Source organism: Flavobacterium sp. CF108 (assembly GCF_900129795.1).
Taxonomy (GTDB): Bacteria; Bacteroidota; Bacteroidia; order Flavobacteriales; family Flavobacteriaceae; genus Flavobacterium.
In genome coordinates this window covers 854,071-877,444 of the sequence record NZ_FQWW01000001.1, presented here as the reverse complement: position 1 = coordinate 877,444, position 23,374 = coordinate 854,071, and the positions used below count along the sequence as shown (strand labels likewise).

Below are 23,374 nucleotides of genomic sequence, written 5' to 3'. Positions count from 1 at the left end.
ATGATTACATTACAAGATAAAAATATATTAGTTACAGGTGCATCTCAGGGAATTGGCAGAGAAATAGCAATTTCAGCTTCAAAACTAGGAGCAACTGTTACTATAGTAGGAAGAAATGTAGAAAAACTGCAGGAAACAATTTCATTATTAAGCGGAAGCGGTCACAAAATGCATGCTGTTGATCTTTCTAATGCTGCAGATATTGATGAATTAATTGCGCAAAGTTTACCTTATGACGGTGTTATTTTTAATGCCGGTATTGTAGAGTACCTGCCGGTTAAGTTTTTGAACGAAAGTAAAATAGATTCCGTGTTTTCTGTAAACTTTGACAGTAATGTTGTTTTAAGTCAAAAACTAATCAAAAAGAAATTGCTGAATAAAAAAGCATCACTTGTTTTTATATCATCAATTTCCTCAAAACTAGGCGTGGGCGGAACTGCTATGTATGCAGCGTCAAAAGCCGCCTTAATATCTTTTTCTAAAGTATTGGCTACAGAGCTGGCTCCGCAGGGAATTAGATCAAATAGCATTTGCCCGGGAATTGTGAAAACAGCAATGACAGAACAGGCAAGTGACGCAGCTTCTGAAGAAGAATTAAAAAGAGCTGAATTAGAATATCCGCTGGGATATGGGGAACCATCAGATGTTGCGGGACTGGTTATGTATTTATTAAGTGATATGAGTAAGTGGATGACAGGTTCTGACTTAATTATTGATGGCGGATTCACATTAAAATAAAAATTATGAATTCAAACATACCTGCTTTTCATTATTATGATGACGCTGTTTTTGAGCAAGAAAACAATATGCTTTTTAAAAAAGTGTGGCATTTTGTGGGATTCAGATCAGATTTTTTAAATGATAATGACTTCATTGCTTTAAAAATTGCAGGCACACCAGTTGTGGTTCAAAATGTAAGAGGCGAGATTAAATCATTTTTAAACGTTTGTTCACACCGTTTTTCCATAATTCAGCAAGAAGCATCTGGAAATAGACCTTTAGTTTGTCCTTATCATGGATGGGCGTATGATAAAAACGGAATTCCAAGCGGAATTCCGAAGAAACCTTTGTTTAAAAAATTCTCTAAAGAAGAACTTTGTGAAATGAAATTAAAGGAATTTAAAATTTCATTTTGTGGAGATTTATGTTTTGTTTCCTTAAATGAAGACATCGAGCCTTTAGAAGATTTTATAGGCGTATTTTATGATGAATTAAAGACAATGTCATTAAGTTTAGGAAATAGAATTGATGTTAATTCTATGGAAATAAATGCAAATTGGAAAGTGATTGTCGAAAACACGCTTGAAAGTTATCACGTTGGTTTAGTACATGCTGAAACACTTGCCAAATTGGAACCTTCGGGATTAGATTTTACTTTTGATAAAACTAATTCAAGCTGGACCAGTGATTTGAATATCGTAAAAGATAAAGGAGGATATAAAAAAATCAATTCCTATTATTCACCAAGAAGTTACGATATTGAAGGCTACAAACATATATTGATTTTTCCTAATTTGTTGATATCAAGTACACACGGTATTTCGTTTAATTATTCTTTAATTGAACCAATTACACCAGACAGTACAAAATTTACAAGTTACGTTTTTACAACCGCTACAGATGATTCTGAAAAAACACCAATTGTAATTAAGGCTTTTGAAGAATCTTTAATTGGTTTTAACAGACAAGTTTTTGATGAAGATAAAACGGTTTGTCAGCTTGTTCAGCAAGGCGTAAGACATACCAATTTATCAGGAAAACTATCTGATGAAGAAGAGCGAGTACATCATTTTCAAAAACAATATTTAAAATTCCTAGAAAATGAAAGCTAATATAAAAGCCATATCTTATTATCTTCCAGAAGAAGTTCTGTCGAATGATTTAATAAATAAAGAATTTCCGGAATGGGATATTGAAAAAATCAGTTCTAAAACCGGAATCAATTCAAGACACATAAGTGCAAAAGATGAATTTTCATCTGATATGGCCGTAAAAGCTGCGGAACAATTATTTGCAGAGCATAATATTGACAAATCGACTATTGATTACTTATTGTTTTGTACGCAAAGTCCAGATTATTTTTTGCCTACAACGGCTTGTATTATTCAGGATAAATTAGGTTTAAATACTTCAATAGGAGCTTTAGATTTTAACCTTGGATGTTCAGGATTTGTTTATGGATTAAGCTTAGCAAAAGGCTTAATAGCTGGTGAAATGGCAAAAAATGTTTTGCTGATTACCTCCGAAACCTATTCTAAATTCATTCATCATAAAGATAAAAGTAACAAAACTATTTTTGGAGACGCTGCGGCTGCGACATTAATATCAAGCGAAGAAGGATTTTGTTCTCTTGGTAAATTTATTTTTGGAACAGATGGAAAAGGAGCAGAAAACTTAATTGTAAAACAAGGCGGAATGCGTTTTCCGGTTTCTAATGAAAATGAAGATATTTCAGATGAATTTGGAAACGTTCGAAATGATAAAAATTTGTATATGAACGGCGCAGAAATCTTCAATTTTACAGGAGAATTTGTTCCAAAACTTACAGAGGCTATTTTAGAGAAATCGAACTTAACCAAAGAAGATATCGATTTATATATCTTTCATCAGGCAAATAAATACATGCTCAATCATCTGAGAAAGAAAATAAAAATTCCCGAAGAAAAGTTTTTTATTGCTATGGAAGAATGTGGAAACACAGTTTCATCAACAATTCCAATTGCTTTATATGAAGCTCAAAAACAAGGGAAATTAATAGAATCCAAGAATTTGATATTGGCAGGATTTGGCGTAGGATACTCCTGGGCTGCTTGTAACTTAATAATTTAAAGATGAAAAATTTAATCATAATAGGAGCAAGAGGGTATGGCCGTGAGGTATGCGGGCTTGCAAGACAATGTTCGGGCTATAATACTGAATATACTATAAAAGGTTTCTTAGATGATAAATTAGATGCTTTAGATGGTTTTGAAAATTACCCGGCTATAATTTCATCAGTAGAAAATTATGAAATTCAGGATAATGATGTATTTGTTTGTGCACTTGGAAGTGTACAATGGAAAAAGCATTATGTTGAAATAATTTTATCAAAAGGAGGTCAATTTATTAATTTGATTCACCCAACGGTGGTTTTTACATCAAACGTAAAATTAGGTAACGGTATAATTGTATTCATGTATTCTAATATTAGCAACGACTGCGTACTTGATGATTTTGTAACAATTCAGGGATTTGTAGCAATTGGGCATGACTCTAAAATTGGTAAATGGTGTCATATAAACGCCTATAGTTTTACCGGAGGTTATGCTGTATTAGAAGAAGAAGTATGCTTAAATACTCGCGCTACAGTTTTGCCTAATATTATCGTTAGAAAAGGCGCAACAGTTGGTGCTGCCAGCCTTGTTATTAAAAACGTAAAAGAAAATACTACTGTTTTTGGAGTTCCTGCAAAAAAAATGGACTTTTAAAAATCCTTACTAAAGATTTAGATTTTTGTAAATCATAAAATATTGATAACAATAATACTAGGTTTTGTTTAGTGAATAAATTCAAATATGAGAGATCAAAACGATATCATTTCAAGTTGGAAAAATAGTGATACACAGCCTTTAGTAAGTATTATTTGTACGACATTTAATCATGAAAGTTTTATAGGTGAAACGCTAAATGGCTTTTTAATTCAAAAAACTACATTTCCATTTGAGATAATCGTGCACGATGATGCTTCTACAGATAATACTGCATCTGTAATTAATGATTTTGCTTCAAAATATTCTTTAATTATAAAACCAATTTTACAGAAAGAAAATCAGTATTCTAAAAAAGAGGTTAATATTTGGAGCGATTTTACTTTTCCAAAGGCACAAGGAAAGTATATTGCATTGTGCGAAGGAGACGATTATTGGATTGATGAATTAAAACTGCAAAAACAAGTTGATTTTTTAGAAAACAATTCGGAGTATGTAATTACCTGGACAGATTTTTATACTAAAAAAGAAGCTGAATTAATACCAAACGATTTTAATAGCACTTTACCAGTCGTATATACAATTGATTTCAATACTCTTTTTAAACCGTATTGTACTTACACTTTAACCAGCGTTTTCAAGAAAGATGCTGTCGATCCTTTAGATTACAAAAAGTTCCAATACAGTAAAGATAACACCCTTTATGCTTTGGCTCTTTGTAACGGAAAAGGAGCTTTCCTGAATTTTCAAGGCGCAGTTTACAGATGGCATTCAGGAGGAATTTATTCTTTGCAGACACCATTCCTACAGCGTTATTCCTCTTATCTAAATTTAAAAGAGATATTTGATAACATCCCGCAGTCCAGAACACAAAACATTAAAAGAGTTTTGGGAACTCTGCTGAAAGCTTCGGCTTTTGAGGCTTTGAAATTGCGTAAAAACAAAGAGTTTAAAAACGGCAAAGATCATCAAAATGCTATAAATGAATTTTTAGATAAAGCCAGTCTGTCATTAAAAATGAAATATCTGTGGCGATATATTAAAACAAATATCTAATTATTACTTCCCGGTTAAGGATTTAAAATAGAGAATCACTTTATCAACGAAGTTTATTTTTTGGAATAATGCGCCTTCGTTATTTTTCAAATGCTTATAAAATGAAAGGTTATAAGAACCTGCATTTCTAATAATGCGGATTAAATTTTTAGTGATATGTTTTTGAAAAATCTCGTGATTAAAATATCCTAACTTTTCATTTTGCGAAAGCAGGAATTTTGATGCGTTAATAGTTTCTATAATTTCTTCTGGAGAAAGGCCTTTTTTAAACGAAACAGCATTTAGGTAAAAATCAATTTTTGGATCTGTAGGATTAATTTCAAGCGCAGCCAATTGATTTACTTTTACTCTTTTTACAGATCGGTTTACATTATCAATTTTTGTTTTACTAATATTGTTATTATGCTGTCTGTAATTTAGTAAAGATTCAGGAATATTATAAAAGTTAGTTTTAGCCAATAGTCTGCTCCATAAATCATAATCCTCGACTGGAACATAGTCGTTATCGAATTTTAAATCTCCTAAAACTTCTTTCTTAAACATTACAGTTGGATTCCCAATGTTACAACTGTGTAAAAAAGATACTTTTATAGCGTCAGGATTCGTGTTATGTTTTATGATTTTATCTTTTTTTGATCCAAAAAAAGTAAACCATGTACCGCAAACACCAATTTCTGGATTGTTTTTTAATACCTCAATTTGTTTTTCAAAACGTGTTAGTAAAGCAATATCATCAGCATCCATCAATGCAATATAAGTGCCTTTTGCAGCGTTAATACCTTCATTCCTAAGGTTTGCCGGTCCAACATTCTGTTCTTTGTCTATAATAATTATTCGATTATCTTTAGCTTGAAAATTTTTAATTATTTCTAAACTTTCATCAGTAGATTTATCGTTTAATATAATGAGCTCAAAGTCTGAGAATGTTTGATTTAAGATACTTTCAATGCTTTCGTGCAAAAAAGATGCAGCATTAAACACAGGAATTATCACAGAAATTTCAGGAAATTGAAGAATTTGCATGGTTTTTGTTTTAAAAGGCAAAGATAAGGTTTAAGTTAAAATTATCTTAAAAATTAGAAAGCAAATTTCATAGATAATTTCGGAATGTTTTTATCTTTGCCCCTAACAAATTTAAATAAATGAAAAAAATTCAGGTCGGATTTTTAGTGTCGTATGATTATGAATTGCTTAAAATTGCTATTCCACAAGTATATAAAGAATCTGACTCAATTTTTTTAGCAATTGATAAGGAAAGAAAGACCTGGAAAGGAGAATCTTTTGTTATAGAAGATGATTTTTTTCAATGGTTAAGGACGATTGATGTCGATTCTAAAATAGAAATATTAGAAGATAATTTTTATCACCCGGAACTGACCAGCATGCAATGTGAAGTTTTGGAGCGAAAAATTCTTGCCGAAAAAATGGGCATAGGAAACTGGCTGATCCAGTTAGATGCAGATGAATATTTTCTGGATTTCAAAGCATTTGTAAAATTCTTAAAATCTAAAAATCATTTTTTGAATAATCCCGAAAAAAATCAGGTTCAGATTTCTCCATGCCTTATAAATCTTTATAAAAGATTAGATAAGGGAGTTTTGTATGTTAAAAAGCCAACCAAAATCATGGTGGCTACAAACTATCCTAGTTATAAAATAGGAAGACAAACTCGTAAAAGAATTATTTATTTTAAAGGCCCAATTTTACACGAATGCATATCCAGAACTAAAGAAGAACTGGAAATGAAGTTTAACAATTGGGGACATGATACCGATATCAATAAAGAAGAGTTTCTAAACAAATGGGAAACCGTAAACGAGTGCAACTATAAAAGCATGCGAAACTTCTTTTACATGGAACCAGAAAAATGGAAAAAACTGGCATTTGTTAAAGGTTCAACTTTTAATGAAATCAAAAATAACCTGGACTTTTTTAAAGTTCTGCCCTCAGATTTTTTCATTTGGAAAAAAAATGTCGGGCAGTGGTTTAAGCATTTAAATAAATAGAATTTATTTTACGATCTCTTTGTATACATTAAAATATTCAGCAGCTGCAACTTTCCAATCGAAACTTGCAGCTCTTTTTTTAAGCTGATTTTCGATTTCGGTTTTGTTGTTGTCAAAATTGGTTAATCCGTTAAAAAGAATATCTTTCATGTATTCAGGATCAAAATTGTTCCAATAATTAGAAACATCGCCTCCAATTTCTGGCAATGAAGTTTTATCAGATAAAAATACCGGTTTACCAAAACTCATCGCTTCAATTGGCGGAAGTCCGAAACCTTCACGAATGGACGGGAAAAGAAATGCGGTACAGTTTTTCATATAAAACTGTTTCCCTTCATCAGACACTTTTCCGGTTAAAAAAACCTGATTGCTTAAGCCATTGTCAATAATCAATTTCTTGATTTTTTCACCGTATTTTTTATTGTTGTTTCCGGAAATGATTAAATTAAAATCCTTAATTAATTTCATCATGTTAATGATCGAAATATAATTTTTTCTTTCTATAAAATCTCCAATAGAATAAAAGAAAGGTTTGTCAACAGGAACATCCGGAACAAAAGCAGAAGTATCTAAAAGTGTTGAAATTGGGTTTCCGTTATAAATTACATATTCGGGAACATTTGGAACATTAAAATGTTCGTGCGTGTGTTTTTTTGCAAATTCTGAGATATAAGTAATTGCAGTAGATCTTTCTAATTTTTCTGCAAAAAGCCTCTTTAATTTAGGGCTTTTATTGTTTGAAACTTCTTCTACAAAATGAATATCGTGAACAGTTAGCAGATAATTAATTTTATGAAAAGGTTCAACTTTAATATTTTGATTTAAAGAATGCCATAAATCGTATTTTTTTCGAATTCTAAACAACGGATGTCTTGAAAGACTGCTGTATTTATGATATTTAAATTTATCATTAAATTCGTCTTTTAAAAGTTCTGGTTTTGCACTGTTCAGCGTTAATTCATAATTATTAAAATCTAACGTAGACAATCCTTTAATTAATTCATAATTAAAAGTTCCTAAACCCGATGCTCTGTTGTTGATATTATGCGTTTCTAGAAAGATACTTTTTGAGGACATTATTTTCTTTTTTTACGAAAGTACAATAATAATTTGAAGTCTTAAATCGTATCCGTATTTTTGTCCCCTTATAAAAAACTACTGATGAATTTTAAAGTAAATCCTTCTTTCGAAAATAATGCTCCGTCAATTCTGGATACCATCAAAACGTTTGGCTCGTCTGGCGAACTTTTTGGAAACGGAGATCGTAATAAGATAAAATTGTTTGATTTAGATGGAAAAAAAATCAATATCAAATCATTTAAAATTCCGAATATAGTTAACAAAATTGCCTATAAATACTTTAGAAAATCAAAAGCCAGACGTTCGTTTGAATATGCTACGATTTTATTAGAAAAAGGAATTGGAACTCCAGAACCAATTGCATTTCTTGAAAATTTTAATTTAGTAGGTTTAAAAGACAGCTACTATGCCAGTGAACATTTAATTACAGAGCTGACTTATAGAGAATTGGTAGAAATTCCTGAATATCCTGATAACGATAACATTTTAAGACAGTTTACAAAATTCACTTTTGATCTTCATCAAAAAGGAGTAGAGTTTCTTGATCATTCGCCGGGAAATACATTAATTAAAAAGAACGAAAACAATATTTATAGTTTCTTTTTAGTAGATTTAAACCGAATGAATTTTCATGATAATATGAGTTTTGAACAGCGCATGAACAATTTTAGCCGTTTAACGCCTAAACAAGAAATGATTGCTGTAATGAGTAATGAATATTCTAAATTCTATACGGATAAATCTGAAACAGAAATTTTCGAAAAAATGTGGCAGGCAACTTCTACTTTTCAGGAAGAATTTGCAAGAAAGAAAAGATTGAAAAAGAAACTTAAGTTCTGGAAGAAATCTTAATTTGTTTCTGGATTTTTTTAAGTTCCTGAAAACGAACCGCTACACTTAAAGCATTTAAGTAACAGATAATAATTCCCTTTCTTCCGTCTAAAAATCCAAGCCTTAATAAATATTGGTTTAAAAACTGATAAACAGGTCGAATATAGAAATGAAAAAAGTTAGGGTTAGTATTCTTTGTTAACTCTTCCTGCGCCTTTAACTGTCCGTAGAAAATCATTTTTTGCTTATAATCCTCGTAATTAGAATAAGAATGGTGCGTTAATTTGTGCTTTAATTTTTTAGTTTCTCCTTTTACGATTAGTTTTTCGTGCACAATTTTATTGTTATTATAGCATGCATTTTCTTTTCTAAAAAGACGGATAATTTTATCATTCTGCCAGCCGCTAAAGTATAATTTCTTGTTTTCGAAGATAAAATCTCTACGGAAAAAATAAGCTGAAGCACTTTTTGGCTGATTTATTTCTGTACTAATTTCTTGCTGCAATTCAGGGCTTATTCGCTCGTCAGCATCGATAAAAAGAATCCATGAATTGGAAGCTAAATCTATTGTATAGTTTCGCTGAATTGCAAAATTATCAAAAGCACGCTGAACAATTTTTACATTTTTGTAAGTCGATGCGATTTCGAAAGTCTTGTCTGTACTAAAAGAATCAACAATTATTATTTCATCGGCGAAAGCCAGATTATCAAGAACCTCACGTATGTTGGATTCTTCGTTATAAGTGATTAGTAAAGCCGATAAAAGTTGTTTTGGAGACGAAATCATTTTTAGCGGATATTTTTTTCTAGAAATGATTCAATTTTGCCTTCAAAAAATTCAGGTTTAAATTCCTGATACAAAGACAAAGCTTCTTTTTTAAGCATTTTTTCAGATTTCTGCTCAAATAAATCCGAACGATAATTTTTTAAATGTACCGATAAATGGTGGATTTCGTCTTCAAATGTAGCCCAGATTTTCTTTTCAATCCAAGGAGAGAAAATTATAAACGATGGTTTTTCAAGCGCTTTAGCCATATTTATGGCGCCGCCGTCATTTCCAATAATTAAATCACATTGATTCATAATCGCAATAAACGAACGTAAATCGCCACCTAATAAATCAAAATATATTTTTTCCTGAGTGGAAGGTTTGCAGGCGTTAAAAACAGTTTTTGCATCTTCAATCTGCTTCGGGAAATAATTAAAAAGAATATTTACATCGGCATTATCTGCAATATAATCCACTACTTTCGACATGAATTCAAGCGGATACGTTTTTAATTTCTCGCTTCCTAAAAGACTGATCATTACTGTTTTTCTGTCTTTGCGAACATTATGTTTTTCAAAAACCGATATAGCTTCCTGATTTTCTTTTTCTGAAACAAATAATTTCGGAATTGGATCTATTTCAACTTTTAAATCTAAAGGCTCAATTAATGAAAGTCTTCTTTCAATTGCCAAACCTAAATTGGTTTTAGGAAAGGGTGCAAAAGGAACATTATCTGTGTAAAGAAAATTTCTTCCGGGTTTTTTATAAGAGATTTTTCTTTTGGCGTTGCTTAAAAATACTAATATCCAGCTTTCTAATTTTGAATACGCATCAATAACCAGATCGTATTTTTCATTTCGAATTTGAAAACCAAGGTTCAATAATTCTTTTTTGCTTTTTCGATGTTTTTCTTCAAATAAAATGATGTTGTCAATGCTTGAATTACCTTCTAAAACCGGAGTTGTCGAAGCATAAACCAAATAATCTATTTGAGCATCTGGATAAGCAGTACGCAGATTATTGCAAATAATACTGCTGACTAAAACGTCTCCAATCATTTTTTGTTGAATAACAAGTATCTTCATCTAAAAAGGGAATCTTTTAATTGGTTACAAATTGAAGCAAAAAAAATCCAAATTCCAATCATAATCAATTGGAATTTGGATTTTTTAATTTATTTGTTCTTTATAAATTATACTGCAACGTCGTATTCGCGAAGCGCATTATTTAATGAAGTTTTCAAATCTGTAGATGGTTTACGAGTACCAATGATTAAAGCACATGGAACTTGAAATTCACCTGCAGCGAATTTTTTAGTATAACTTCCAGGAATTACCACAGAACGTGCAGGAACAAAACCTTTCATTTCAACTGGTTCGTCACCCGTAACGTCAATAATTTTTGTTGAAGCAGTCAAACAAACGTTAGCACCAAGAACAGCCTCTTTACCAACGTGAACACCTTCTACAACAATACAACGAGAACCAATAAAAGCACCGTCTTCAATAATTACCGGAGCAGCTTGTAATGGTTCTAAAACACCACCAATACCAACACCACCGCTTAAGTGAACGTTTTTACCAATTTGTGCACAGCTGCCGACAGTTGCCCAAGTATCAACCATAGTTCCTTCGTCAACATAAGCACCAATATTTACATAACTCGGCATTAAAATAACACCGCTTGAAATATAAGCTCCGTAACGTGCTACAGCATTTGGTACTACACGAATTCCTTTTTCAGCATAACCTCTTTTTAGCAACATTTTATCGTGATATTCGAAAATACCAGATTCCCATGTTTCCATTTTTTGAATTGGGAAATACATTACAACCGCTTTCTTAACCCATTCGTTTACCTGCCAAGCATCACCAACTGGTTCAGCAACACGTAATTTTCCTGCATCAACTAATTCGATAACTTCTCTAATAGCGTCAGTTGTAGTTTTTTCTTGTAATAAAGCTCTGTTTTCCCAAGCTTGTTCAATTATAGTCTGTAAAGAATTCATAGTTTAAATTTTTGGCAAAGATAACGTATTTACGTAAAAGCAAAAAAGTAAACGGAGCTGAAAGTGTTATAAATATAACTTTTTGTTTTTAATTTGATAAATTACGTTTTCTGAATATAATTTCGATTTCAATAATATACCACTAAAAGTTTTTTTTATATCAAAATATGACAAATGTCAGATTCTCTAGTTTTTCTTCAATCTACTTTTGCCGGATTAATTCTGAGAAATAAGGATTAAAAATCCAATCCAAAACATATAAAATCTACTAAACATGAATCAGGAAAATCAAATTCGAACCCCAGTTACAGTAATCGATAAAGAAGTTACGTGGGATAAAACGCAGGTAATTATGAGTAAAACAAATGCTTTTGGTGTTATTGAATATGCCAATGAAGTTTTTGTTGATGTTTGTGGTTACGAAGATTATGAATTAATGGGACAGCCGCATAATATTATTCGCCATCCCGATATGCCAAAAGTTATTTTTAAAGTGCTTTGGGAAAATCTTAAAAACGGAAAAAACTTTCATGCAATCGTAAAAAATCTGGCAAAATCAGGAAGATATTATTGGGTTATTACAGATTTTGATATTGCAAGAGATGAAAATGGTGTAATTGTAAATTATTTTGGAAGAAGACAAGCTGTTCCGCAAGAAGTGATTGCGATGCATATTGAGCCATTATATAAAAAGTTGCTTCAAATTGAAGCGGCAAGCGGAGTAGAGTTTAGCGAGAAATATTTGATTGGTTTTTTAGAAGAAAAAAAGAAATCTTATGTTGAATATATAAAGGAGTTAATTTACGATCATGAAAAAAATCAGGCAAAGTTTGCTCATTATGAAGAAGAGCAAGATGGAGAAGAAGAGGAGCACAGAGGTTTTTTCGGCAGATTATTTAACCGATAAAAGAGAATAATTTTTAGTTTTAAATATTTAGGTTCGGGTCCGTTTTGAGTTTTCAAGATGGGCCTTTTGTTTTTAATTTAAAAGTATAAATTTAAATAAGTTTATATTTGTATTGTTAATTTAAATAAAATGCCAAGAATCCTCTCCATAGACTACGGACAAAAACGCACCGGAATTGCTGTTACAGACGAAATGCAGATTATAGCATCTGGTTTAACTACAATTCCTACTCATACTTTAGTTGATTTTCTAAAAGATTATTTTGCTAAAGAAAAAGTAGAAGCAGTTTTAATTGGCGAACCAAAACAAATGAACGGTCAGCCATCAGAAAGTGCATCTGTGATTAATGGTTTTGTAACTCATTTCTCGAATATTTTTCCTGAAATGAAAGTAATCCGCGGAGACGAACGTTTTACTTCAAAAATGGCTTTTCAAACTATGATTGACAGCGGACTAAGTAAAAAACAACGCCAAAATAAAGGCTTGATCGATGAAATTTCCGCAACAATTATGCTGCAGGATTACCTTTCGTCTAAGCGTTTTTAAGTTTATTTCTGACTAAATCTTCTTTTTTAGAAAAATTTATAATTTTCTAACTTTTATCATGTAAAAATTAGTTTTTTTTTGCGATTGAAAAAAGTACCTTTGCATTTTAAAACAAATTACTGTTATGCCTGACAATACAATACGTTCCAATAGTGAAGTAGTGCTTATTGGAGCTGGAATTATGAGTGCAACTCTTGGATTAATTTTGAAAGAGCTGCAGCCCGATATAAAAATTGAAATTTACGAAAGATTAGATGTGGCAGCTGCCGAAAGTTCAGACGCCTGGAATAATGCAGGAACCGGACACTCTGCCTTTTGTGAATTAAATTATACTCCAGAAAAAGCAGATGGAAGTATCGATCCTAAAAAAGCAATCAGCATAGCAGAATCTTTTGAAATTTCACGCCAGTTCTGGTCGTATTTAGTACAGGAAAATAAAGTTCCTTCTCCAGAAAATTTTATTAAAAGTGTTCCTCACATGAGTTTTGTTTGGGGAGATAAAAACGTAGAATATCTTAAAACGAGATTCGAAGCACTTCAAAGCAATCCAATTTTTTCTGAAATGACTTTCAGTACAGATTTTAATCAACTGAAAGAATGGATGCCTCTTGTAATGGAAGGCAGAGAAGAAGGAGAAAAATTAGCAGCAACCCACATGGAAATTGGTACCGATGTTAACTTCGGAGCCTTAACCAGAAGCATGTTTAATTATCTTGAAAAATTAGACGGAGTAACTTTATATTTTAATCACGAAGTTCAAAAATTAAGACAGCGTGAGGATAAATCATGGAGAATTAAAATCACCGATTTAGCTACAGGTCAAAAAAGAAAAGCATATACCCAATTCGTATTTATTGGAGCCGGTGGTGGTTCATTGCCATTATTAGAAAAAGCGCATGTTCCAGAAGGCGACGGTTATGGTGGTTTCCCTGTAAGCGGTCAATGGTTAAAATGTACAAACCCGGAAGTTATTGCAAAACATCAGGCAAAAGTATACGGAAAAGCAAGCGTAGGCGCACCGCCAATGTCTGTTCCGCATATTGATACCCGTGTAATTGATGGCGAAAAAGCACTTCTTTTTGGACCATTTGCAGGATTCTCAACACGTTTCCTTAAAAATGGATCTTATTTAGATTTACCATTGTCAATAAAAGCAAACAATTTAATTCCGATGCTTTCTGCCGGATTTCACAATATTCCTCTAACAAAATATTTAATTGAGCAGGTTCGTCAGTCTCCAAAAGACAGAATGAAAGCACTACGCGAATATTTGCCAAGCGCACGTTCTAAAGACTGGAAATTAGAAAAAGCAGGTCAGCGTGTTCAGGTAATTAAAAAAGGTGAAAATGGAGGCGGAGTCCTTGAATTTGGAACAGAAGTTATTACAACACACGACGGAACTTTAGCAGTATTATTAGGAGCTTCTCCGGGAGCATCAACTGCAGTTGCCATTATGGTTGATTTAATCAGCAGATGTTTTACAAACCAAATTAAAACACCAGAATGGGAAGCTAAAATGAAAACAATGATTCCATCTTATGGTAAAACGCTGAACGATAAACCAGAGCTTTTAGCAGAAATGAGAAAACATACAGCAGAAGTTTTAAAAATTAAATAAAACTTCCGTTAAAATAAAAAGGACTTAGTTATCTAAGTCCTTTTTTTATGGCTAAAAAATATATTAATCGTTGTTTACCGCTTTTAATTCTTTTGTTATTTTTAAAATTTTCTCCGCAAGATTACTCATCCAGATCAATTGCTCAATAACCATCGAAGCCTCCTGCATTTTAGCCTGACGCGTTTCTTTATCCAGTTCATCGTCTGTAGCAAGACGTGTAAAATTTTTACGTTTGAGCTCTTCAAATTGAAGTGTTACATCTTCTTTATCAAAAAAAGTATCCGTTATAATCGTTTCATTTCTTAAAATAGAAATCGAATGTTCCAGATTTTGTAAAATAGTTTTTATAATATAATTGAAAGATTCTGATGCCGATGTTGTTTGATGCGATTGGATATAAGTCGATAATGATGCTAAAGCAGATAAAAGAGAATGATTTAAAACCACCAATTTATTGACCAGCGGCATTGTTTTCTGCTTCGATTTTGGTTCCTGCATCATGCGTTGAAAAGAGGTCATTAAATTTCCTATTTCAACAAAAGCATTCTTTCTTGATAATCTGTAAGATGTTGGTATTTCCCCTTTTTTATTATAAAAATCAGCAATTTCTTTAAGATAATTTCGATTTGCCCGAATCGAATTTTCGATATGAATGGGCGTATTAATAAACTCCCAAGCCGGCCATAAAAACTGATTCGCAATAAAAGCCAGAGTAGCTCCCGCAAGCGAATCTAATATTCTAAACTGAATAACTTCGACCACATTAGGTGTTAAAATTCCGTAAATAAAAACCACATACATCGTTACAAATGTGGCACTTATTTTATAGTTAATCTGTGTAAACGAAATTCCCAAAAGCATACACACAATCGAGAAAATACTCAAAGCAACATGATTTTGAATTACAGAAACAATCCCAAATGCGAGAAGTCCTCCCAAAATAGTTCCGAAGATTCTGTTGTAAGAACGTTCTTTGGTTAAACCATAACCCGGACGCATGATTACTACAATGGTCAATAAAATCCAATATACATTTTGAAACGGCAAAAATTTCCCAATTATAAAACCAATTAAAATGGTAATCGTTAATCGAAGTGAATGCCTGAATATGGACGAAGAATAACTTAAGTTTTCAATAAGTGTTCTTAGAGGATAATATTGCGGCGTTAAAAATTTTTCTAATTCCTTGTCCTTATCTTTTAATTTATAAGACTGCATTGCGAGTGAGAAAGCACGCTGGATAATTTTAATTTTCCCAACCTGATTTTTAGCATATTTCAGCATATTGGTCAGCATCAAAACACCTTCTGCAGCTTCTTCTTTGCCTAAAGTTTTTTCATAATCAAAAATGGCAAACTCAAGCGCATCTAATTCGTTTTTTAAATCATCTTTATCTACATAAACTGCAATATGATGCACGTTTTTTGAAAGCTTTTTAAGCGTAGAAGCCAGTTTGTAAGCAACATTTTGATACGTACGAAGCACTTCCGGATGCTTGGCAAACTTTTCATGCAGTTTACTGTGGTCAAACGAAGTATAAAGTGCCAATTCCTGAATTTCAACCAAAGTAATAAACACCAAAAGCATTTTTCGATTCTGCGTTGTAGTTGCTGATGTGTTTTGATTTCCAATCAGCATTTTACGTAAATCCTCATGAATCAAATTCAGGTCAACTTGTATCGCTAATTGTTTTTCTATTATTTTTTGACGATCAGCAGCCGGGCTCCATAAATCACCTCTTAATTTTAAATACTTTGCAGTCAGTTTTATACCCTCCGCAATTTGTAATTCTACATATTTATAAGGCTGTACAAAATGAAAAATAAGCGAAACGATAAGATATAAAATCCCTCCCGCGAAAATAAATCCTGCATATTGAAAAGCTTCCCAGCCGGTGTGCAAATGCCCAAATGATAAAGAAATCGATAATAAAGCAGAAAACGAAACCAAAGTAGCACGTTGTCCGTAAACCGAAATCATCGAACATAAAAACAATAAAAATCCTAAAAACGGATAAAATAAAAGAGGAAAGGGATAAGCGAGATTTACTAATAAATTTACACCCGAAACAATTAAAGAAGCAACAATTAACCCTTTGATTTTGTGGCTTAAGGAACTCGGGATATCGCTTGGATAGGTATAAAAAGCACCAAGCGCGATAGTAAAGCCTATTTCAAAATGCCCCAAAAAATTCAAAATTACAACAGGCACAACCGAAGCAATAGTAACTTTTGATGCATTTAAAAAAGAAGTACTGTTTGTAAATTTTGAGATTCGATCAAGCATATCGTGAGGTTTACTAGCAAAGTTAAGAATTGTACGAAATATTTTGGCATAATTATAGCGGAGTTTTCTAAAGCTTATAAAAAATTGTTATAATGTGGCTTTACGGCTTATCGTTGAGTATTTTTTACTATTTTTGCCAGCTGAAATATGTTAACCTTAATATAGGGTTTTCATTAGATAAAACATTAAATAATTACAAATGATTTTACCAATTGTAGGATATGGTGATCCTGTTTTAAGAAAAGTAGGAACGGCAGTTACGCCAGATTATCCAAACTTAAAAGAGACAATAGCAAACATGTACGAAACCATGTATAATGCTTTAGGAGTTGGACTTGCAGCACCGCAGGTTGGTCTTCCTATTCGCCTATTTGTTATTGATACAACTCCTTTTAGCGACGATGAGGATTTACCAGAAAATGAACAGAAAGACTTAAAAGGTTTCAAAAAAACTTTTATCAATGCTAAAATCGTTAAAGAAGAAGGTGAAGAGTGGAGTTTTAATGAAGGTTGTTTGAGTATTCCGGACGTTCGCGAAGATGTTTACAGAAAACCAACTGTTACTATTGAATATTGTGAAGAAGATTTCGTAATGAAAACAGAAGTTTTTGACGGTTTAATTGCGAGAGTTATTCAACACGAATACGATCATATTGAAGGCATTTTATTTACAGATAAAATATCTTCTTTAAAAAAGCGTTTGATTCAAAAGAAATTAAAAAACATCACCGAAGGCAAGACTTTTCAGGAGTACAGAATGAAATTTGCTGCTGCAAAAAAAGGTAGATAAAAGTTCTAAATAATTAGAACATTAATAAAAGACAAAAATTCTTAATACTAATTTTAATAAACATGAATTTAGACAAAATTTTAGCCATTTCTGGGAAACCAGGTTTATATGTATTGAAAGTGCAGACTCGTACAGGTTTTGTGGCAGAATCATTATTAGACGGAAAAAAAATTACAGTAAACTTAAAAAGTAATGTAAGCTTACTATCAGAAATTTCAATTTATACACACGAAGGAGAAAAACCATTGACTGAAGTAATGCAGAAAATTGCTGCTAAAGAAAACAAAGGTCAGGCGATTTCTCACAAAGAAGATAATGCAACTTTAGCTGCTTACTTTAAAGAAATTTTACCGGATTATGATGAAGAAAGAGTTTATCCTTCAGATATTAAAAAAGTATTAAACTGGTACAACACACTGGAAGCAAAAGGTTTAGTAACTGATTTAGCTCCAGCTGCTGTTGAAGCTACGGAAGAAACTCCGGTTGTTGAAGCAAAACCAAAAAAAGAACCAGCTGCTAAAAAACCAAAAGCTAAAAAAGAAGAAAAGTAATTTTTCTGAATTCAAATATATTGATCCTGTTAAGATATTTCTTAACAGGATTTTTTTATTTAAAATCATTTACGATTTAGGTTTTTAAAATATAAATTTATAAGAAAATAGCAGTTTAGCAGTAAGCTGTTCCTAACTTTTGTAGATAAGTATATTATGTGTATTTTTATAAAAGGTTTGAAATAATTTTTCAACTTTGAAACTAAATTTAAATGATAAGAAAATGAAAAAATTTGCCGTAATAGCAGTTTTAGTATTAGCGACAGCTTGTAATAACAAATCAAAAGAAACAGAACAATCTGTAATTTCTTCAGACACAATAAAAACCGAAGAACACCATAAGAAACATTGGGAATACGAAGGTGAAGCTGGACCGGAACATTGGTCAGAAATAGACCAAAATGATTGCGGAGGAAAAACACAATCTCCAATTGATATAGTTGAAACAGAAACAGATAAAACAATAAAACCTATTGATTTTCATTACAATCAAAAAACAAAAATTCACGATGTTGTCAATAATGGGCACACGATTCAATTTGATTTTGAATCTGGAGACTATATCGTAATTAACGGAGATCAGTACGAACTAAAGCAATTTCATTTTCATGAATCGGCAGAACATACTATAAAAGGTGTGAGATATCCGTTAGAAATTCATATGGTTCATAAAAATAAAGACGGAAAATTTGCCGTAGTTTCTATTATGGCGCAGGAAGACAAGAAAAGCAATGAAACTTTTGAATTTCTTGATAAATACCTGCCTGTCAAAGTCAACGATACGGTAAAAGTTAATAACGATTTTAATATCAATAAAGTTCTTCCTCAAAACAAATCATATTACACTTATACAGGTTCATTGACAACACCGCCTTGTACAGAAGGCGTTCAGTGGTTTATTTTTAAGACACCAATAGAAGTTTCTATTAAAATGATAAGTGATTTGAAAAAAATTATGCCGCTAAATAATTTTAGGAGCGTTCAGGAATTAAATGGCAGAAAAATTAAAGAATCTATATAAACTAAAAAGAAGGTATTTTGCCTTCTTTTTTAGTTTATGAAAGAGTCGTTTAATCGGCAAATTATTTTAATTTTGGTATCTTAAAATAAAAAAATGAGCAAAGAACTTCAACTCAAAGCCTTCGAAAGATTATTAATTATTATGGATGAACTTCGTGAGCAGTGTCCGTGGGATAAAAAACAGACATTGCAAACATTAAGGCATTTAACGATTGAAGAAACCTACGAGTTAGGCGATGCCATTTTAGACAATGATTTAAACGAAGTAAAAAAAGAACTTGGAGATTTACTGCTTCACATTGTTTTTTATGCTAAAATAGGCTCAGAAACCAATGATTTTGATATTGCAGATGTCTGCAACGAAATTTGTGATAAATTAATCCACCGTCATCCTCATATTTATTCTGATACAGTTGTAAAAGATGAAGAAGAAGTAAAACAAAACTGGGAAAAACTAAAACTTAAAGAAGGGAAAAAATCTGTTTTAGAAGGAGTTCCAAGAAGTTTACCGGCATTAGTAAAAGCAAGCCGAATTCAGGATAAAGTAAAAGGTGTAGGTTTTGATTGGGAAGAACCGCATCAGGTTTGGGATAAAGTTCAGGAAGAACTAGACGAATTACAGGTTGAAGTTCAAGCAGGTGATCAGGATAAAATTGAAGCCGAATTTGGAGACGTTTTATTCTCGATGATAAACTACGCCAGATTTTTAAATGTTAATCCGGAAGATGCTTTAGAACGCACAAATAAAAAATTTATCAAGCGTTTTCAATATCTGGAAAGTAAAGCAGGTGAATTAGGAAAACCTTTAATGGATATGACTTTGGCAGAAATGGATGTTTTTTGGAACGAAGCTAAAAAACAGTAATTTATTCCGCCATTCGTTTTAATGCTTTTACATTTTTAAGCATAATTTTTTTACCCACTAATTCAATTAATTCCAGTTTATTAAAGTCAGATAATAAGCGGATGCAGCTTTCAGTTGCCGTTCCAATTATTCCTGCAAGTTCCTCTCTGGTAAGCTGTACTTTAAGGGTTTTATCTGCATTTTCTCCAAACTCATTATGCAAATGCAATAAAGTTTCTGCCAAACGCTGTTTTACCGTTTTTTGAACCAAAGCAATTTTATCATTTTCAGATTCTTTCAAATCTTCGCAAACTGACTGCATCAAATTCAAAGAAAACTGATTATTGTTATTAAAAAAATGAATGATTTCTGATTTCGGAATAAAACAAACTTCCATGTCAGCAATAGCTTTTGCTGATAAATTTGCAGGTTCATTGCTAATCATTGAACGCTGTCCTAAAAGTTCTCCGGATTTTACAAGCTTAACGATTTGATCCTTTCCGTTGGCACTTAATTTTGAAAGTTTTCCAACTCCATCCTTAACGCAGAAAACGCCATTCGTAACTTCGCCCTCTTCAAAAATAGCTTCGCCTTTTTTAATAGTGTAGGTAGTTTTGCTATTAGCCAATTTTATAACTTCATCTTTATTTAGGGCTTTTAAAGAAGAAAGCTGACGAACAATACATTGATCACATTTATTCATAGCAGGAGTAATTTGGAGCAAAATTAACCAATTCCTGCGGTTTAAAAATACTTTTACGGCTAAAAATGCATAGAAAAAGGTATTATTTCGATTTGATAAATTATTTCATTAATTTAGGATTAGATTTCATTATAACATGATAAATGTCATAGTTATAGTCACTGCCTTTTTTGAATTTTGCAAATTAAAAAACAAATTATGAGCGAGCAGGGTTGTTTTCATTGCGGGCTGACTATTCCTAAAAATGAAGAGATCAATTTTGATGAAAAAAAGTTTTGTTGTACTGGTTGTAAAACAGTTTACGAAATTTTTAGTCAAAATGATTTAACCAGCTATTATGATTTCGAAAAATCGCCTGGTGCTACTCCTCAAGATATTCAGGGTAAATATGATTTTTTAGACAACGAAGCAATTTTAGTTAAAATTCTCGAATTTCAGGAAGGAAATACCTCAATAGTTTCATTAAATATTCCGCATATTCACTGCAGTTCATGCATTTGGATTCTCGAAAACCTAAATCGTCTGCAGCCCGGAATCAGCACTTCACAAGTTAATTTCCCTGAAAAAAAGGTTCGAATTACCTTCAATTCAAAAACTGTTTCTCTAAAATCAATTGTATACTTATTAAGTTCAATAGGTTACGAACCCTATATTAGTTTAGAAAATTACGAAACAGGTAAAAATAAAGTAGACAGAAGTTTAACTTATAAAGTAGGCGTTGCCTTTTTCTGTTTTGGAAATATTATGCTGCTTTCTTTTCCGGAATATTTCGAAATCAAAGAATTCTGGTTAGATAGTTATAAACCGTTTTTCAGGATTTTAATTTTTCTTTTAGCCTTACCAAGTTTTTTATATTCGGCAAGCGGATATTACGTTTCAGCTTATCATAGTATAAGAACAAGAATGTTAAACATTGATATTCCTATTGCTTTGGGGATTATTGTAATGTTCATTCGCAGCAGTTACGATATGCTGATGGATCACGGACCGGGATTTTTTGACAGTTTGGCCAGTTTGGTTTTCTTTATGCTGCTGGGGAAAATGTTTCAAACAAAAACCTATAGTTTTTTAAGTTTCGAAAGAGATTTTAAATCTTATTTTCCAATTGCAGTAACCAGAATAAATACTGATTTTTCAGAAGAAAGCGTGCCAATTTATGATGTTTTAAAAGGAAACAGACTGTTGATTCGAAATCAGGAATTAATTCCGGTAGACGGGATTTTAATGAGCGAAAAGGCCGAAATTGATTATAGTTTCGTTACCGGGGAAGCTGTTCCAATCACAAAAAAATCAGGAGACAAAATATTCGCCGGCGGAAAACAAATTGGAAAAGTAATCGAAATGGAAGTACTAAATTCGGTTTCACAAAGTTATCTGACACAATTATGGAGCAACGAAATTTTTCAGAAAAAAGTAGAACAAAAACACAAAACAATTACAGATGCTTTAAGTCGCTATTTTACACCAATTTTACTGCTAATTGCCTTTGCAGGATTTGGTTACTGGATATTTATTGATACCAATATTGCTTTTAATGTTTTTACAGCAGTATTAATTGTGGCTTGTCCCTGTGCGCTTGCCCTTACTGCTCCGTTTACTTTTGGAAATATTCTCAGAATAATGGGAAAACAAAAAATGTATCTGAAAAATGCCTTAGTAATCGAACAATTGGCTAAAGTTGATACCATTGTTTTTGACAAAACCGGAACCATTACAACCAATAAAAAGTCTAATATTTTATACGAAGGAATTGATTTTTCTGATGAAAATTTTCAATTAATAAAAAATGTGCTTCGAGGATCCAATCATCCTTTAAGCAGAATGCTGTATGACTTTTTACCGGAATATGACAGAATAAAAATTGATGATTTTCAAGAAATTACCGGAAAAGGGATTTTGGCTTTCGCCGAAGAAAAAGAAGTGAAAATTGGTTCTTCATTATTTGTTGAAAGCCCAATTTTAGACTCTTCAGAAATAGAAAAAACTTCACTTCATATTAAAATCGATAATACCTATTACGGAAAATTTGTTTTCCAAAATCAATATCGTGAAGGTCTTGAAAAATTGTTTGCAACGCTTAGCAAAGAATACAATATTAAGGTGCTTTCTGGAGATAATGATGGCGAAAGAGAAAATCTGGAAGCCATTTTACCCAAAAATACCGAACTGGTTTTTAACCAAAAACCAGAGCAAAAATTAGAATTTATTAAAAAACTGCAAGAAACAGGAAAGAACGTTATGATGGTTGGGGATGGTTTAAATGACGCTGGAGCCCTGGCACAAAGTAATGTAGGTATTTCTGTATCTGAAAACGTAAATGTATTTTCTCCTGCCTGCGATGCAATTCTCGATGCGGGTGAGTTTTCAAGATTAAACTATTTCTTAAAACTCTCTCATAAATCGATCCTGATTATCAAAATGAGTTTTGGTTTGTCACTTCTTTATAATATTGTAGGACTTACGTTTGCCGTTACCGGAAATCTACTTCCTATAGTTGCTGCAATCATTATGCCTTTAAGTACAATTACGATTGTAAGCTTCGTTACTTTTATGTCTAACTACTTAAGTTGTAAGAATTTAGATTGATTTTAAATAATTGTAAGATTATTTTACTTAATTTTAACATTCTTCTACAACCATGATAATTATCATATTTTAAACGCCGATCACCTAGTAATTTTGTTAACATAAATTTACGGTATGAGTGTTATTTATCTTTTAATTTCAGTAAGTATTTTCGTAGCAATATGTTTCTTTATTGCCTTTATCGTTGCTGTCAAATCAGGTCAGTACGATGACGATTATACGCCCTCGGTCAGAATTCTTTTTGATGACGAGACCAAAATTATTTCCCCAAATAATAATTCACCAATCGAAGAAAAACAAGTATAA

At 31.9% G+C, this 23,374-nt stretch carries 23 protein-coding genes; 16 read left to right on the top strand and 7 right to left on the bottom strand.

From position 1 onward, the window contains the following. The 5 genes from BUE10_RS03875 (at position 1) to BUE10_RS03855 (ending at position 4,523) form a co-directional block, all read left to right on the top strand. Positions 1-738, top strand: coding sequence for an SDR family NAD(P)-dependent oxidoreductase (locus BUE10_RS03875; protein WP_073482481.1), 738 nt, complete (start codon positions 1-3; stop codon positions 736-738). 5 nt (positions 739-743) lie between these two features. Further along, positions 744-1,832 (top strand): aromatic ring-hydroxylating oxygenase subunit alpha, encoded by a 1,089-nt coding sequence (locus BUE10_RS03870; RefSeq protein WP_073482479.1) that lies wholly within the window; start codon positions 744-746, stop codon positions 1,830-1,832. Continuing rightward, on the top strand, positions 1,822-2,829 hold the full coding sequence (locus BUE10_RS03865; RefSeq protein ID WP_073482477.1) for a 3-oxoacyl-ACP synthase III family protein: 1,008 nt from the start codon (positions 1,822-1,824) through the stop codon (positions 2,827-2,829). Before BUE10_RS03870 ends, BUE10_RS03865 begins: the two co-directional genes overlap by 11 nt. Positions 2,830-2,831: 2 nt before the next feature. Continuing rightward, on the top strand, positions 2,832-3,467 hold the full coding sequence (locus BUE10_RS03860; protein WP_073482475.1) for a PglD-related sugar-binding protein: 636 nt from the start codon (positions 2,832-2,834) through the stop codon (positions 3,465-3,467). 87 nt (positions 3,468-3,554) lie between these two features. Further along, positions 3,555-4,523, top strand: coding sequence for a glycosyltransferase family 2 protein (locus BUE10_RS03855; RefSeq protein ID WP_073482473.1), 969 nt, complete (start codon positions 3,555-3,557; stop codon positions 4,521-4,523). Between the two features lie 3 nt (positions 4,524-4,526). Here the strand turns inward: BUE10_RS03855 and BUE10_RS03850 are convergent, their stop codons facing one another. After that, positions 4,527-5,546 (bottom strand): glycosyltransferase family 2 protein, encoded by a 1,020-nt coding sequence (locus tag BUE10_RS03850; RefSeq protein WP_073482471.1) that lies wholly within the window; start codon positions 5,544-5,546, stop codon positions 4,527-4,529. 119 nt (positions 5,547-5,665) lie between these two features. Here BUE10_RS03850 and BUE10_RS03845 point away from each other — a divergent pair, with 119 nt between their 5' ends. Continuing rightward, positions 5,666-6,529 carry a hypothetical protein gene (locus BUE10_RS03845; protein WP_073482470.1) on the top strand — a complete coding sequence of 288 codons (864 nt, stop codon included), beginning with the start codon at positions 5,666-5,668 and terminating at the stop codon, positions 6,527-6,529. A 3-nt stretch (positions 6,530-6,532) separates the two neighbouring features. Here BUE10_RS03845 and BUE10_RS03840 read toward each other — a convergent pair whose 3' ends face one another. Then, complete coding sequence (locus BUE10_RS03840; RefSeq protein ID WP_073482468.1) at positions 6,533-7,606, bottom strand: glycosyltransferase family 4 protein; 1,074 nt, start codon at positions 7,604-7,606, stop codon at positions 6,533-6,535. Positions 7,607-7,690: 84 nt separating this feature from the next. On the opposite strand from BUE10_RS03840, the gene BUE10_RS03835 reads away from it, so the two are divergent. Beyond that, positions 7,691-8,461 carry a Kdo domain containing protein gene (locus BUE10_RS03835; RefSeq protein ID WP_073482466.1) on the top strand — a complete coding sequence of 257 codons (771 nt, stop codon included), beginning with the start codon at positions 7,691-7,693 and terminating at the stop codon, positions 8,459-8,461. On the opposite strand, the gene BUE10_RS03830 is transcribed toward BUE10_RS03835, so the two are convergent. From BUE10_RS03830 to BUE10_RS03820, 3 genes are all read right to left on the bottom strand, one after another. Then, complete coding sequence (locus BUE10_RS03830; RefSeq protein WP_073482465.1) at positions 8,439-9,227, bottom strand: glycosyltransferase family 2 protein; 789 nt, start codon at positions 9,225-9,227, stop codon at positions 8,439-8,441. The two genes, BUE10_RS03835 and BUE10_RS03830, sit on opposite strands and share 23 nt — an antisense overlap. A 2-nt stretch (positions 9,228-9,229) precedes the next feature. Next, positions 9,230-10,294 carry a glycosyltransferase family 9 protein gene (locus tag BUE10_RS03825; RefSeq protein WP_073482463.1) on the bottom strand — a complete coding sequence of 355 codons (1,065 nt, stop codon included), beginning with the start codon at positions 10,292-10,294 and terminating at the stop codon, positions 9,230-9,232. Positions 10,295-10,401: 107 nt separating this feature from the next. Beyond that, positions 10,402-11,217, bottom strand: a complete 816-nt coding sequence (locus tag BUE10_RS03820; RefSeq protein ID WP_056206227.1) for a 2,3,4,5-tetrahydropyridine-2,6-dicarboxylate N-succinyltransferase — start codon at positions 11,215-11,217, stop codon at positions 10,402-10,404. 274 nt (positions 11,218-11,491) lie between these two features. Between BUE10_RS03820 and BUE10_RS03815 the strand changes: the two genes are divergently transcribed. The 3 genes from BUE10_RS03815 to BUE10_RS03805 all read left to right on the top strand — a co-directional run bounded on the left by BUE10_RS03815 (position 11,492) and on the right by BUE10_RS03805 (position 14,288). After that, a complete protein-coding gene (locus BUE10_RS03815; RefSeq protein WP_073482462.1) occupies positions 11,492-12,124 on the top strand; it encodes a PAS domain-containing protein in 633 nt (210 codons plus the stop codon). Positions 12,125-12,253: 129 nt separating this feature from the next. Further along, a complete protein-coding gene (gene ruvX / locus BUE10_RS03810) occupies positions 12,254-12,670 on the top strand; it encodes a Holliday junction resolvase RuvX (protein WP_073482460.1) in 417 nt (138 codons plus the stop codon). A gap of 124 nt (positions 12,671-12,794) precedes the next feature. Continuing rightward, positions 12,795-14,288, top strand: coding sequence for a malate:quinone oxidoreductase (locus tag BUE10_RS03805; RefSeq protein ID WP_073482458.1), 1,494 nt, complete (start codon positions 12,795-12,797; stop codon positions 14,286-14,288). Between the two features lie 63 nt (positions 14,289-14,351). Here the strand turns inward: BUE10_RS03805 and BUE10_RS03800 are convergent, their stop codons facing one another. Next, a complete protein-coding gene (locus BUE10_RS03800) occupies positions 14,352-16,574 on the bottom strand; it encodes an FUSC family protein (RefSeq protein ID WP_073482456.1) in 2,223 nt (740 codons plus the stop codon). Between the two features lie 199 nt (positions 16,575-16,773). Here BUE10_RS03800 and def point away from each other — a divergent pair, with 199 nt between their 5' ends. The 4 genes from def (at position 16,774) to mazG (ending at position 19,800) form a co-directional block, all read left to right on the top strand. Next, positions 16,774-17,364 carry a peptide deformylase gene (def, locus tag BUE10_RS03795; RefSeq protein WP_053473614.1) on the top strand — a complete coding sequence of 197 codons (591 nt, stop codon included), beginning with the start codon at positions 16,774-16,776 and terminating at the stop codon, positions 17,362-17,364. Between the two features lie 62 nt (positions 17,365-17,426). Then, positions 17,427-17,915 (top strand): DUF5606 family protein, encoded by a 489-nt coding sequence (locus BUE10_RS03790; protein ID WP_073482454.1) that lies wholly within the window; start codon positions 17,427-17,429, stop codon positions 17,913-17,915. 223 nt (positions 17,916-18,138) lie between these two features. Continuing rightward, complete coding sequence (locus BUE10_RS03785) at positions 18,139-18,936, top strand: carbonic anhydrase (RefSeq protein WP_073482453.1); 798 nt, start codon at positions 18,139-18,141, stop codon at positions 18,934-18,936. 93 nt (positions 18,937-19,029) lie between these two features. Beyond that, positions 19,030-19,800 carry a nucleoside triphosphate pyrophosphohydrolase gene (gene mazG, locus BUE10_RS03780; RefSeq protein ID WP_073482451.1) on the top strand — a complete coding sequence of 257 codons (771 nt, stop codon included), beginning with the start codon at positions 19,030-19,032 and terminating at the stop codon, positions 19,798-19,800. Between the two features lies 1 nt (position 19,801). Here mazG and BUE10_RS03775 read toward each other — a convergent pair whose 3' ends face one another. Beyond that, positions 19,802-20,482: a Crp/Fnr family transcriptional regulator gene (locus BUE10_RS03775; RefSeq protein ID WP_073482450.1), complete on the bottom strand. Its 681-nt coding sequence runs from the start codon at positions 20,480-20,482 to the stop codon at positions 19,802-19,804. Between the two features lie 198 nt (positions 20,483-20,680). Between BUE10_RS03775 and BUE10_RS03770 the strand changes: the two genes are divergently transcribed. Next, positions 20,681-23,068: a heavy metal translocating P-type ATPase gene (locus BUE10_RS03770; RefSeq protein ID WP_073482449.1), complete on the top strand. Its 2,388-nt coding sequence runs from the start codon at positions 20,681-20,683 to the stop codon at positions 23,066-23,068. A gap of 114 nt (positions 23,069-23,182) precedes the next feature. Further along, positions 23,183-23,374, top strand: coding sequence for a cbb3-type cytochrome oxidase assembly protein CcoS (ccoS, locus tag BUE10_RS03765; RefSeq protein WP_073482448.1), 192 nt, complete (start codon positions 23,183-23,185; stop codon positions 23,372-23,374).

Excerpts from the sequence above, each read along its gene's own strand:
- BUE10_RS03875 (WP_073482481.1), top strand. The coding sequence starts at position 1 with ATGATTACATTACAAGATAAAAATATATTAGTTACAGGTGCATCTCAG.
- BUE10_RS03785 (WP_073482453.1), top strand. The coding sequence starts at position 18,139 with ATGAAAAAATTTGCCGTAATAGCAGTTTTAGTATTAGCGACAGCTTGT.
- BUE10_RS03770 (WP_073482449.1), top strand. The coding sequence starts at position 20,681 with ATGAGCGAGCAGGGTTGTTTTCATTGCGGGCTGACTATTCCTAAAAAT.
- BUE10_RS03830 (WP_073482465.1), bottom strand. The coding sequence starts at position 9,227 with ATGATTTCGTCTCCAAAACAACTTTTATCGGCTTTACTAATCACTTAT.
- BUE10_RS03845 (WP_073482470.1), top strand. The coding sequence starts at position 5,666 with ATGAAAAAAATTCAGGTCGGATTTTTAGTGTCGTATGATTATGAATTG.
- BUE10_RS03790 (WP_073482454.1), top strand. The coding sequence starts at position 17,427 with ATGAATTTAGACAAAATTTTAGCCATTTCTGGGAAACCAGGTTTATAT.
- BUE10_RS03825 (WP_073482463.1), bottom strand. The coding sequence starts at position 10,294 with ATGAAGATACTTGTTATTCAACAAAAAATGATTGGAGACGTTTTAGTC.
- mazG (WP_073482451.1), top strand. The coding sequence starts at position 19,030 with ATGAGCAAAGAACTTCAACTCAAAGCCTTCGAAAGATTATTAATTATT.
- BUE10_RS03820 (WP_056206227.1), bottom strand. The coding sequence starts at position 11,217 with ATGAATTCTTTACAGACTATAATTGAACAAGCTTGGGAAAACAGAGCT.
- BUE10_RS03835 (WP_073482466.1), top strand. The coding sequence starts at position 7,691 with ATGAATTTTAAAGTAAATCCTTCTTTCGAAAATAATGCTCCGTCAATT.
- BUE10_RS03805 (WP_073482458.1), top strand. The coding sequence starts at position 12,795 with ATGCCTGACAATACAATACGTTCCAATAGTGAAGTAGTGCTTATTGGA.
- BUE10_RS03840 (WP_073482468.1), bottom strand. The coding sequence starts at position 7,606 with ATGTCCTCAAAAAGTATCTTTCTAGAAACGCATAATATCAACAACAGA.
- BUE10_RS03855 (WP_073482473.1), top strand. The coding sequence starts at position 3,555 with ATGAGAGATCAAAACGATATCATTTCAAGTTGGAAAAATAGTGATACA.
- ruvX (WP_073482460.1), top strand. The coding sequence starts at position 12,254 with ATGCCAAGAATCCTCTCCATAGACTACGGACAAAAACGCACCGGAATT.
- BUE10_RS03775 (WP_073482450.1), bottom strand. The coding sequence starts at position 20,482 with ATGAATAAATGTGATCAATGTATTGTTCGTCAGCTTTCTTCTTTAAAA.
- BUE10_RS03870 (WP_073482479.1), top strand. The coding sequence starts at position 744 with ATGAATTCAAACATACCTGCTTTTCATTATTATGATGACGCTGTTTTT.
- def (WP_053473614.1), top strand. The coding sequence starts at position 16,774 with ATGATTTTACCAATTGTAGGATATGGTGATCCTGTTTTAAGAAAAGTA.
- BUE10_RS03860 (WP_073482475.1), top strand. The coding sequence starts at position 2,832 with ATGAAAAATTTAATCATAATAGGAGCAAGAGGGTATGGCCGTGAGGTA.
- ccoS (WP_073482448.1), top strand. The coding sequence starts at position 23,183 with ATGAGTGTTATTTATCTTTTAATTTCAGTAAGTATTTTCGTAGCAATA.
- BUE10_RS03800 (WP_073482456.1), bottom strand. The coding sequence starts at position 16,574 with ATGCTTGATCGAATCTCAAAATTTACAAACAGTACTTCTTTTTTAAAT.
- BUE10_RS03850 (WP_073482471.1), bottom strand. The coding sequence starts at position 5,546 with ATGCAAATTCTTCAATTTCCTGAAATTTCTGTGATAATTCCTGTGTTT.
- BUE10_RS03815 (WP_073482462.1), top strand. The coding sequence starts at position 11,492 with ATGAATCAGGAAAATCAAATTCGAACCCCAGTTACAGTAATCGATAAA.
- BUE10_RS03865 (WP_073482477.1), top strand. The coding sequence starts at position 1,822 with ATGAAAGCTAATATAAAAGCCATATCTTATTATCTTCCAGAAGAAGTT.